This window comes from Streptomyces sp. NPDC104096, from assembly GCF_055584385.1.
This window is the reverse complement of the sequence record NZ_JBVJMD010000111.1, coordinates 1-10,696: the sequence shown is the minus strand read 5'-3', so window position 1 is coordinate 10,696 and position 10,696 is coordinate 1. Positions and strand designations below refer to the sequence as shown.

The following is a 10,696-nucleotide window of genomic DNA, read 5'->3' as shown; positions in this document are numbered from 1 at the left end:
GGCGCCCGCCCCCCCCCCCCCCCCCCCCCCCCCCCCGCGGCGGCGGGGGGGGGGGGGGGGGGGCGGCCCCCCCCCCCCCCCCCCCGCCCCGATTCGGTCACACCCGCTCACGACCCGGCCATTCGCGGGGACGTACCCGTCCCCCGCCCTGTCCAGTCCTCTCCGCCCGACCCGGCCACAACACGCCTGCACCCACCCTCAACCCGAAGATTTCCGATCAGCAATCGCTCACTCTCCGGTACTCGATCGGACGCCAATCAGTTGTAGAAGCGACGTAATCGACGATTTGAGCAACTGGGTGTAGCAGTGCCTGCACGAAGCGTTATTCTCCTCAGACGCAAACCGGTACCCCTCCGTCGCTACGACGGGTGAACGGTCCCGCACTGCACGTGATGGAAGCTCTGCCTCTGGGAGTCCCGTGTACCCACACGTCGGGGTTGACGCCTCGGGCCTGGCTACGCTGCGCGCAACGGTCGCTACGGTCAAAGATCTGTTGCGCGGCTTCGTCCCCACCGCGTACCCCGTCCCCGTCGGCCACAACGCCCCCGCCTTCGCCACCACCACCCCCCTCGGCCCGTGCTACGCACTGGCGGAGGGCAGCGCCACGGTCGGCAGACGAGGACGTTCGGCGAGCGCCGGTACCGGTACCGGCGCCACCGTCCGCCGCCCTGCCGCGGACAGCGACAGCGCCCGCATGATGGACCTCGTGGAGCGCGCCCAGTCCGGCGAGACCGAGGCCTTCGGCCGGCTCTACGACCAGTACAGCGACACCGTGTACCGCTACATCTACTACCGGGTGGGCGGCAAGGCGACGGCCGAGGACCTCACCAGTGAGACCTTCCTGCGCGCCCTGCGCCGCATCGGGACCTTCACCTGGCAGGGCCGCGACTTCGGCGCCTGGCTGGTGACCATCGCCCGCAACCTCGTCGCCGACCACTTCAAGTCGAGCCGCTTCCGGCTGGAGGTCACCACCGGCGAGATGCTCGACGCCAACGAGGTCGAGCGCTCCCCGGAGGACTCCGTCCTGGAGTCCCTCTCCAACGCCGCCCTGCTCGACGCCGTGCGCCGGCTCAACCCCCAGCAGCAGGAGTGCGTGACGCTCCGCTTCCTCCAGGGGCTCTCCGTCGCCGAGACCGCCCGGGTGATGGGCAAGAACGAGGGCGCCATCAAGACCCTCCAGTACCGCGCCGTCCGCACCCTGGCCCGGCTCCTACCGGACGACGCCCGCTGAACCGGCGGACACTCTCAGCAACCACCAACTCACGTTCAGTGAAAGACCGTTGACTTCGCGATCCGATCATCCGTCGTCCGTAACCCAAGTGCCGCGCCGCTCGTTGTGCGGGATGCAGGCTCCCTGTGGTCACTCCCTGGCCGACTTAGATCACTCGTTCGTATGGACATGGTCAGGGTGTGCAACCCCCAGGACCCCCTGGGGAGCCGACCGTCATGACGAGAGGAGGTGCCGCCAGTGATCGCGAACGTATCGGCACACCGGCGGGCGAACGCCTTCGCCCAGGCCCTGGAGGAGCTGTCCGACCTGGGCACGGCGGCCGAGCAGTCCGAAGGACCGGCTCCGTCGTCCCCGGCTGCTGCGGAACAGACCGAGCAGGGTCAGCTGCTGACCTTCGCCACCGGTCTCGGCGCACTGCCCAAACCGGCGCTCGACCCGGAGGTCAAGGTCGTCCAACGGGCCCGGTTGGTGGCCGCGATGGAGACCATGCTCCGCGAGGGCACGCTGGGCGGCGGGGCGACGGACACTCCGGTGCCCGAGCAGCGCTCCAGGTCACGGGGCGCACACCGGGCGACCGGACTCGGCAAGTTCCGGCCACGTTCCCGCCTGGCCAAGGGCCTGACCGCGGGCGGACTGAGCGTCGGCGTCGCCGCGGGAGCCTTCGGCGGAGTCGCCTCCGCCAGCTCCGACGCGCTGCCCGGCGACTCGCTCTACGGACTCAAACGCGGCATCGAGGACTTCAAGCTCAACCATCTGACCGACGGGGACGACGAACGCGGCCGTTCCTACCTCGACCAGGCCTCCACCCGGCTGAGCGAGGCACGTCGGCTGATGGAGCGCGGCCGCAGCGGCCCCCTCGACCACGAGTCCCTCGGCGAGGTCCGCCGCACCCTGTCCGGGATGCAGCACGACGCGACCGAGGGCCACCGACTGCTGCACGCGGCCTACGAGCGCGACCCCGAGTCCCTGGGGCCCATCCAGGCCCTCTCCACGTTCTCCAACTCCCACCGGGAGGCCTGGGGCGCACTGCGCGAACAGCTCCCGGTCCAGCTCGGGGACGTCAGCGACCAGGTGTCGTCCGTGTTCGACGCCATAGACGAAGAGGTCGCCCCGCTGAAGTCCATGCTCCCGCAGGCACCGGCCCGGACCGGCGGAAGCCAACGGCAGAGCCCCGGCTCGACGTCCGACGGTTCGCCCGACGCCCACCGGTCGGCCTCGCCCAGCACCGGCTCCGGCACCTCCGACACCGGCCGCTCCGGCACCGGCGGGCCGAGCAAGTCGGCCGGCACCGGCAGCGAGGGCGACGGGCTGCTCGGCGGCAGCACCGGCGGTCTGCTCGACCCGCCCAAGGACACCGCCAGCGCCTCCCCGTCCACGAGCCCGTCGATCAGCCAACCCGACGTCACCCTCCCGCCGTTGCTCCCGGGCCTGCTGCCCGGCCTGGGCATCGACAGCCAGGACGCCGGCTAGACACGACGGAGACAGCGGTACGGCGATGGGGGCGGCCTTCCCGGGAAGGCCGCCCCCATCGCCGTACCCGGCTACGGGGAACTCAGAAGAACACCGACCGGCGCTGCACCAGCAGCTTGTACAACGTGTGCTGGATCTGCTCCCTGACCTGGTCGGTCAGATTGAACATCAGCATCGGGTCCTCGGCCGCCTCCGGCGGATAGCCGTCCGTGGCGATCGGCTCGCCGAACTGGATCGTCCACTTCGTCGGCAGCGGGATCGCGCCCAGCGGACCGAGCCACGGAAAGGTCGGCGTGAGCGGGAAGTACGGGAATCCCAGCAGCCGCGCCAGGGTCTTGGCGTTGCCGATCATCGGATAGATCTCCTCCGCCCCGACGATCGAGCAGGGGATGATCGGAGTGCCCTGGCGCAGCGCCGTGGAGACGAAGCCGCCCCGGCCGAAACGCTGGAGCTTGTAGCGCTCGCTGAAGGGCTTGCCGATGCCCTTGAAGCCCTCCGGCATCACCCCCACCACCTCGCCCTGGGCGAGCAGTCGTTCGGCGTCCTCGGTGCAGGCCAGGGTGTGGCCGAGCTTGCGCGCCAGTTCGTTGACCACCGGCAGCACGAAGACCAGGTCCGCGGCGAGCAACCGCAGATGCCGGCCCGCCGGGTGATGGTCGTGCACGGCGACCTGCATCATCAGGCCGTCCAGCGGGAGCGTGCCGGAGTGGTTGGCCACGATCAGGGCGCCGCCCTCGGCCGGGATGTTCTCGATGCCCTTGACGTCGACCCGGAAGTATTTGTCGTACACCGGCCGGAGCAACGACATCAGGACCTGGTCGGTGAGTTCCTCGTCGTAGCCGAAGTCGTCGATCTCGTAGTCCCCGGTGAGGCGGCGGCGCAGGAACGCCAGCCCGCTCGCCACCCGGCGCTCCAGACCGCTGCCCGCGCCGTCCCGCGGTCCCTGGAAGGGCTGCTCCTCGTGCGTCACAGGAACATCATCATCCTGTCCGGCCGCGGAGGTCGGCAGGGGCTGCACCTGCTGCACCTCACGGACCAGGGCGGGTTCACCGCTCTTGCGCCGGCTTCCCGCACCGCGGCGCCGCGACGGCCGCTGCACGGCGCTCCCGCGGGACCGGTCGTCGTCGAACGGAATGACCTTGGCGTCCGCCATCGTTGGTGCGCTCCTCAGTTGGCGCTCGGCGTCTGGGGGTGTCCGCCGCCCGCGAGGGGCAGCGCGGCGATCCGGTCGACGGCCCCCGCGAGGGCCTCCGGCGGCAGCAGCCCGGGTCCCTGGCTGCGGGCGAAGTCCGCGAAGGTCTCCGCGGTCGTGTACTTCGGCGTGAATCCCAGTGTCTCGCGCATCTGGTCGGTCGACACGACCCGGCCGTGGGTGAGCAGCCGGATCTGCTCGGGCGAGAAGTCCGTCATCCCCAGCGTACGCACCAGGGAACCCGCCCAGGTGACCGCGGGAAGCAGCAGCGGCACCGTGGGGCGGCCGAGCCGCCGGGAGCACTGGGAGAGCAGCAGGACGCCGTCCCCGGCGATGTTGAACGTCCCGCTGTTGAGGGTGCCGCGGGCCGGCTCGTGCGAGGCGATCCGCAACACCTCGACCACGTCGTCCTCGTGCACGAACTGGAGCCGCGGGTCGTAGCCGAGGACGGTCGGCAGCACGGGCAGCGCGAAGTACGAGACGAGCGGCGTGTCCGCGGTCGGGCCGAGGATGTTGGCGAACCGCAGGACGCAGACGGCCACGTCGGGCCGCCGCCGCGCGAACCCCCGTACGTACCCCTCGACCTCGACCGTGTCCTTCGCGAAGCCGCCGCTGGGCAGCGACTTGGGCGGCATCGTCTCGGTGAACACGGCCGGGTCGCGGGGCGCGGACCCGTAGACGTTCGTACTGGACTTCACCACCAGCCGCTTGACGGTCGGGGACTTCTGGCAGGCGCCGAGCAGTTGCATGGTGCCGATGACGTTGGTCTCCTTGACCGTGGTCCGGCTGCCGCTGCCGAGGGCGGTGGCGGTGACGTCCAGATGGACGACCGTGTCCGCGTTCGTCTCGGCGAGCACCCGCGCTATGGCGGGCTGCCGGATGTCGGCCTGGATGAAGTCGGCGCCCCCGAGATGGTGCTCGGGCGGGACGGCGTCCACGGCGATGACCCGGTCCACCTGAGGGTCGCGCTGGATGCGCCGGACGAACCGGCCCCCCAGCTGACGGGCCACCCCGGTCACGAGCACGACCTTGCCCAAGATCAGCGCCTTCCTTCCCGACCTCGCACCCTGCCTGCGTTCCCCGTATGCGGTCAACTTAGCGGGTCGATATTGCGCTGTGATGACCGCGCGATGCGCGAAGCGACGGCGAGTGTCGCAAAACAGTGGTTCCGAACACGGGTTCCAGATAGGGCTGTGGCCCCCCACCGATCGCGGTGGGGGGCCACAGTGACACGCTTTCGCGCTGTCGCCTACTTCTTGTTGCGACGCTGAACGCGCGTGCGCTTGAGCAGCTTGCGGTGCTTCTTCTTGGCCATCCGCTTGCGCCGCTTCTTGATAACAGAGCCCACGACTACCCTCGCTCACTTCTCATCACTCGGTGCTGGGCGCCATGGGCCCATACGACCTACGAGGGGCTAGCCTACCCGCCCGAGCGCTGAGGTCGTAATCGAGGTGTTTCCGGGCCTTCCCGGAACAGCCGTCAGGCTGTCTCCACCCCCACATAGCTCTCACGGAGGTACTCGTGTACCGCTTGCTCCGGGACGCGGAAAGACCTCCCCACCCGGATCGCGGGCAGATGACCGCTGTGCACCAACCGGTACACGGTCATCTTCGACACTCGCATCACCGAGGCGACCTCCGCCACGGTAAGGAACTGAACCTCGTTCAGAGGCCTCTCGCCAGCTGCACCCATGACACCCACCTGAACCTTCCGCACTCGACGGCCACCGGCTTCCCCTTCCGGTGACTCTTCGTCGTTGCGTGCTCACTCCCCAGACTAGGGGCGGGTGATGCGAGTGGGGAAGAGGTGCACCCATCCGCGGCCTACTGTGACAGACACGCTCGATTGAGTACGTAGCGGGTAAGCGGACGGTAGTAATCGGATCGCACCGCGTCATCAAGTGGAACTACCACCGACACGGAGCCCTCGGCCTCCCCCACGAAGAGCGCGGGGTCGTCGGTGTCGGCCAGACCGATCGCCTCGAACCCCAGCTGACCTGCCCCGCAGACCCATCCGTGGTCCCCGATGACCAACTCCGGGAGGGGCCCGCCGGCGTCGGCCGCCCCGGCCAGCGCGGTACGAACCGGGAGCGGCGAGTGCGTGTGTGCGCCCGGCTCACAACCGGGGCGTTCGGCGTCGGGTTCCCTTACGAGCGCGACCCCCTGTACGTAATCAAGGTTGTACGTGCGTAGACCGAACCGGGTCGTTATGTCGACACAGTGACCCTTCGCTGGGACGATGACGGTACATCCGGCCGCCGACAGCGCGTCCGCAAGCGCGGCGTAGAAACCGAGCAGACGGTGCGGGTGCCCGGTGCCGAGAAGCACGGGAGCACCCCGCCGGGCGGCCGCCGCGAGCCGGTCGGCGAAGGCGTCGAGGGCTGCCAGGGTCCGCTCCGGGTCGATCACGTCATGGCCGGAGACACAGTCGGGGTCGCCCGAGACCCCGCACTTGTCCGCCATCAGCCCGATCAGATCCCGTTGCGACCAGGACCACTCGGGATCGAGCCCGATCAGCACCCGGGGATCACGGGCGGCGAACAGCCGATAGCTCCGCAGGCTCTCCTCCCGGGAGGTGGCCACGGGTCCGGCCAGATGCGCGGTCAGCAGATGGGCGCGCAGAGCGCCGATGCTCAACACGAGAGCGATGCTGACGCACCCACCCCACCCCCACCCGAAAAAACCCCGAACACCCCACAGTTGGCCTAACCCCGCCCCCGCCCCGGCAGGGGCGCGGGGAACCGCCCGACCGACCCCGACGGACCAGCAGGTCCACACACCACTCCCGGCGGAGCGATTACGCCAACATCCCCCGCAGGGGAAACACCGCCCGCCGCGCGGCAAGCACCGCCTGGTCCAGACGGTCGGCCGGGTCATACCCGGACTCCCACTCCGCCCAAGCCACCGGCCACCGCCCGTCGGTCATCCGCATCGGCGCCAACTGCCGTGCCCGCGCGAACACTTCCTGCCTCCAGCTCTCCGGAATCACCGTCTCCGGAGCGATCTCCCGCCCCGCCGCGATGCTCACCAGATGCGTCCACGACCGCGGCACGACCTCCACCACGGCGTAGCCGCCCCCGCCCAGCGCGACCCAGCGCCCGTCGGCATGGGTGTGCGCCAGCTCGTGACAGGCCAGCTGCACGGCCCGCTGCGCGTCCAGCGACACCGCCAGATGCGCGAGCGGGTCCTCGAAGTGCGTGTCGGCCCCGTGCTGGCTCACCAGCACCTGCGGCCGGAAGTCCGCGATCAGCTCGGGTACGACCGCGTGGAACGCCCGCAGCCACCCCGAATCCCCGGTCCCGGCCGGCAGCGCCACGTTCACCGCCGTGCCCTCGGCGCCCTCCGCGCCCGTCTCCTGCGGCCACCCCGTCTGCGGGAAGAGCGTCCTGGGGTGCTCGTGCAACGAGATCGTCAGCACCCGCGGGTCCTCCCAGAAGGCCGCCTGCACTCCGTCACCGTGATGCACGTCGACGTCCACGTACGCGACCCGCTCGACGCCCAGTTCCAGCAGTCGCGCGATCGCGATCGCGGCGTCGTTGTAGACGCAGAACCCGGAGGCGGAGCCGGGCATCGCGTGGTGCAGCCCGCCGGCGAAGTTCACCGCGTGCAGCGCGTCCCCGCGCCACACCGCCTCCGCCGCCCCCACCGACTGCCCCGCGATCAGCGCCGACACCTCGTGCATCCGGGCGAAGGCGGGATCGTCCTCCGTCCCCAGCCCGTACGCCTGGTCCGCCGCCGCGGGATCCGCCGACGCGGCCTTCACCGCCTCGACGTAGTCCCCCCGGTGGACGAGCCGCAGGGTCGAATCCCCGGCCGGCTTCGCGGCGACCACGTCGATGTCCTTGTCGAGCCCGAAGGCGCCGACCAGGCTCCGGGTCAGGGCGAGCCGGACCGGATCCATCGGATGGTCCGGGCCGAAGTCATAGCCCGTTACTGCCTCGTCCCACATCAGCTGTGCGCGGCCGCTCATGCCCGCCACCGTATCGGTCCGATCGCGCGGCGAACGACCTGGCGTACACCAACGTCACCAGCACCAACACCATCGGCACGAGCATGGCACCGCGGTAGCTCCAGGCGTCCCCGAGCGCGCCCACCAGAGGCGAACCGATCAGGAATCCGACATAGTTGAAGACGTTGAGCCGCGCGATCGCCGCGTCCGACGCCCCCGGGAACAGCCGTCCGGCGGCGGCGAAGGTCTGCGGCACCAGCACGCACAGCCCCAGACCCAGCAAGGTGAACCCGAGCATCCCGACCCACGCCCCGGGCGCCCCGGCCACCACGGCGAACCCGGCCGCCGCGACCAGCGCGCCCACCCGCACCACCGCCGCGGCCCCGAACCGCCGTACGCCGAAGTCCCCGATCGTCCGCCCGAGCAGCGTCGTCACCATGTACACGTTGTACGGGACGGTCGCCAGCTGCTCCGAGCTGCCCAGGGTGTCCTGGAGGTACTTCGCGCTCCAGTTGGAGACGGTCGAGTCACCGATGTACGCGAAGGTCATCACCAGGCACAGCGGAAGCAGCAGCTTGAACACCAGACCGCTCCCGGCAGCCCCGTCGGCACCGCTCTCGCCGTCCACCGGCGCGGGGTCCCCGTCGACGTACCACCGGCTCCCGACCAGCGCGGCCGGCAGCAGTACCGCCACGACCGGCAGATACGACACCCACAGCGCCAGATGCCAGTGCGCGCCCGCCCACGCCAGTGAGGCGCCCACGATCCCGCCCAGGCTGTACACGGCGTGGAAGCTGAGCATGATGCTGCGCCCGTAGGACCGCTGGAGGCTCACCCCGAGCATGTTCATCGACGCGTCCAGCGCGCCCACGGCCAGCCCGAACGCGGCCAGCGCGATCCCCAGCTCGACCATCCGGTCCCCGGCGCCGACACCGAGCAGCGCCAGCAGCACGACCGGCTGGGACCAGCGCAGCAGCCGGCTCGGCGGTATTCGCTTCACCAGCTGCTCGGTCGTCACACTGCCGACGCCCGCGAGGACGGGCACGGCGGCGAGGAAGGCGGGAAGGAGCGCGTCCGAGACGCCGTACCGGTCCTGGATGGCCGGGATCCGCGTCACGAGCAGGGCGAAGGCGGCGCCCTGGGCGAAGAAACTGAACGCCAACGAGGCCCTACCGCGCCGCAGCACATCTGTCATGGCGGCGAGCGTAGGGCCCCGGGCTACCCCTGGGTAGATCAAGCCAAAGATGAATTTCGCTCAGCTTTACCTGGTGGCGGCGACCGCGGCGACGGGACCGCAGGTCCCGGCGGCCGCGGCCGAGCCGCAACCGACCACCGCACCCTCGGACTTGGCCTCGGCGATGACCATGTGCGCCATGGGACCGGCGGCAAGCGCGCCGCTGACGAGGAACCCGAGGGTCATCCCGACGACGAGGATCACCGAACCGAGCCAGACCATCGTGTCCACGGGCAGCGTGTAGGCACCCACGACCCGCACGGCGCACTCCGCCAGCAGCACCACACCCCACACCAGCGAGAAGACCCGCTCGGCCCGCCGGAAGGCCGGCGATCCCGCCTGGAGCCGCGCCCAGGCGGCCTCCCGCCCCGCGTCGCCCTTCACCAGCCAGGGCTTCATGGCAGGGGTCATCATCGGCCTGCCCAGGGCCACGGAGACCAGGACACCGATGGCGATGACGCTGCTGACGCCGCTGTCCTTGGCGAGCATCAGCCGCGGGTCACCGGCGACGAAACTGAGCAGCAGGGCGACCACGTTGACGCAGAGGATCAGCATGGCGAAGGCGTTGACCGTGCGCTCCTTGGCCAGGCTCCACACGGTGCGCATGGCCGGCGCGACGCTGCTGAGGCCGAGCGCCGTCAGCGTGCTCGTCCCGAACCCGTTCTTGAACAGGTAGTACGACCCGATCGGCACCGCCACGTCCACGAGGAGCGGCGCGAAGTTGGCGGCCTTGCTCTGGCTCTGGCTCTGGCTCTTGCTCTCGGTGTTCGTCGTCATGCCCTCAGCTTCCCGCTCGGGCGGGGTCGGCCAGTAGAAACGATCGTCCCGAGCTCCGCATGACAAATGTCAGCGCGCCGCGCTGCCCGGGGTCACATCAGCAGGTCAGCCAACTCGGCGTGATCCGAGAAGAGTTGAGTGGCCCCGGCAAGCCGCTCCGCGGGTGTCATGGCGGTGAAGCCGTACACGTCCATCCCGGCGGCGACGGCCGCCTGCACCCCGAGGGGGCTGTCCTCGACGACGACGCACTTCTGCGGCGGGACCCCCATCCGTTCGGCCGCGTACAGGAACAGGTCCGGCGCCGGCTTCCCCCGCCCGACGTCCTGGGAACTGAAGATCCTGTCCTCGTCGAACCAGCGGTCGAGCCCGGTCGTACGGTGTCCCACCCGGATCCGTTCGTGACTGCCCGACGAGGCCACGCAGTAGGGCACGCCGTCCGCCGTCAGCTTCGCCAGGACGTCGGCGACTCCGGGCACGGGCTTCAACTCCCGCTCGAAGGCCGCGAACACCCGCGCGTGGAAGACGTCGTCGAAGTCCGGGGGCAGTTGCCGGCCCGTGCGCTCCTGGACGAGGTCGTGGATCCGGTGCATCGCGGATCCCATGTAGTCACGGATGGAGTCCTCGTACGAGGTGGGATGCCCGAGTTCCGTCAGATAGGCCGCCAGCAGCCGGTTGGAGATCGGCTCGCTGTCGACGAGGACTCCGTCGTTGTCGAAAATAACCAGGTCGTAGCGCATGGGATCGAGCCTAAACGCAGAAAACCCCCGTGCCGAATGGCACGGGGGTTTTCCATAAAATTTGTTCGGCGGCGTCCTACTCTCCCACAGGGTCCCCCCTGCAGTAC

General features: G+C 70.1%; 11 protein-coding genes. 2 read left to right on the top strand and 9 right to left on the bottom strand.

Annotation, left to right across the window (positions count from 1 at the left end):
• Positions 1-418: 418 nt before the first annotated feature.
• Together ACZ60B_RS41835 and ACZ60B_RS41830 are read left to right on the top strand one after the other, a co-directional pair.
• Entirely contained in the window at positions 419-1,231 is an 813-nt protein-coding gene (locus ACZ60B_RS41835) for an ECF subfamily RNA polymerase sigma factor, BldN family (protein ID WP_469397047.1), read from the top strand.
• Between the two features lie 237 nt (positions 1,232-1,468).
• Positions 1,469-2,701, top strand: coding sequence for a DUF5667 domain-containing protein (locus ACZ60B_RS41830; RefSeq protein ID WP_469397045.1), 1,233 nt, complete (start codon positions 1,469-1,471; stop codon positions 2,699-2,701).
• A gap of 82 nt (positions 2,702-2,783) precedes the next feature.
• Here ACZ60B_RS41830 and ACZ60B_RS41825 read toward each other — a convergent pair whose 3' ends face one another.
• The 9 genes from ACZ60B_RS41825 to ACZ60B_RS41785 form a co-directional block, all read right to left on the bottom strand.
• Positions 2,784-3,854: a lysophospholipid acyltransferase family protein gene (locus tag ACZ60B_RS41825; RefSeq protein WP_469397042.1), complete on the bottom strand. Its 1,071-nt coding sequence runs from the start codon at positions 3,852-3,854 to the stop codon at positions 2,784-2,786.
• A 14-nt stretch (positions 3,855-3,868) separates the two neighbouring features.
• A complete protein-coding gene (locus tag ACZ60B_RS41820; RefSeq protein WP_469397040.1) occupies positions 3,869-4,930 on the bottom strand; it encodes an NAD-dependent epimerase/dehydratase family protein in 1,062 nt (353 codons plus the stop codon).
• 212 nt (positions 4,931-5,142) lie between these two features.
• Complete coding sequence (locus ACZ60B_RS41815; protein WP_003948845.1) at positions 5,143-5,241, bottom strand: 30S ribosomal protein bS22; 99 nt, start codon at positions 5,239-5,241, stop codon at positions 5,143-5,145.
• A 131-nt stretch (positions 5,242-5,372) separates the two neighbouring features.
• Positions 5,373-5,585: a helix-turn-helix domain-containing protein gene (locus tag ACZ60B_RS41810; protein ID WP_015658719.1), complete on the bottom strand. Its 213-nt coding sequence runs from the start codon at positions 5,583-5,585 to the stop codon at positions 5,373-5,375.
• A gap of 131 nt (positions 5,586-5,716) precedes the next feature.
• Positions 5,717-6,532: a phosphatase gene (locus ACZ60B_RS41805; RefSeq protein ID WP_469397037.1), complete on the bottom strand. Its 816-nt coding sequence runs from the start codon at positions 6,530-6,532 to the stop codon at positions 5,717-5,719.
• A 157-nt stretch (positions 6,533-6,689) separates the two neighbouring features.
• Complete coding sequence (locus ACZ60B_RS41800; protein WP_469397035.1) at positions 6,690-7,862, bottom strand: acetoin utilization protein AcuC; 1,173 nt, start codon at positions 7,860-7,862, stop codon at positions 6,690-6,692.
• Positions 7,813-9,036, bottom strand: a complete 1,224-nt coding sequence (locus tag ACZ60B_RS41795) for an MFS transporter (RefSeq protein WP_469397033.1) — start codon at positions 9,034-9,036, stop codon at positions 7,813-7,815. The genes ACZ60B_RS41800 and ACZ60B_RS41795 overlap by 50 nt, the downstream gene beginning before the upstream one ends.
• Positions 9,037-9,102: 66 nt before the next feature.
• On the bottom strand, positions 9,103-9,852 hold the full coding sequence (locus ACZ60B_RS41790; protein ID WP_469397030.1) for a VC0807 family protein: 750 nt from the start codon (positions 9,850-9,852) through the stop codon (positions 9,103-9,105).
• A 92-nt stretch (positions 9,853-9,944) separates the two neighbouring features.
• The gene (locus ACZ60B_RS41785) at positions 9,945-10,589 is read right to left on the bottom strand and encodes an HAD family hydrolase (RefSeq protein ID WP_469397028.1); all 645 of its coding nucleotides are present in this window, start codon (positions 10,587-10,589) and stop codon (positions 9,945-9,947) included.
• Between the last annotated feature and the right edge of the window lie 107 nt (positions 10,590-10,696).

Excerpts from the sequence above, each read along its gene's own strand:
- ACZ60B_RS41825 (WP_469397042.1), bottom strand. The coding sequence starts at position 3,854 with ATGGCGGACGCCAAGGTCATTCCGTTCGACGACGACCGGTCCCGCGGG.
- ACZ60B_RS41810 (WP_015658719.1), bottom strand. The coding sequence starts at position 5,585 with ATGGGTGCAGCTGGCGAGAGGCCTCTGAACGAGGTTCAGTTCCTTACC.
- ACZ60B_RS41800 (WP_469397035.1), bottom strand. The coding sequence starts at position 7,862 with ATGAGCGGCCGCGCACAGCTGATGTGGGACGAGGCAGTAACGGGCTAT.
- ACZ60B_RS41795 (WP_469397033.1), bottom strand. The coding sequence starts at position 9,036 with ATGACAGATGTGCTGCGGCGCGGTAGGGCCTCGTTGGCGTTCAGTTTC.
- ACZ60B_RS41790 (WP_469397030.1), bottom strand. The coding sequence starts at position 9,852 with ATGACGACGAACACCGAGAGCAAGAGCCAGAGCCAGAGCCAGAGCAAG.
- ACZ60B_RS41785 (WP_469397028.1), bottom strand. The coding sequence starts at position 10,589 with ATGCGCTACGACCTGGTTATTTTCGACAACGACGGAGTCCTCGTCGAC.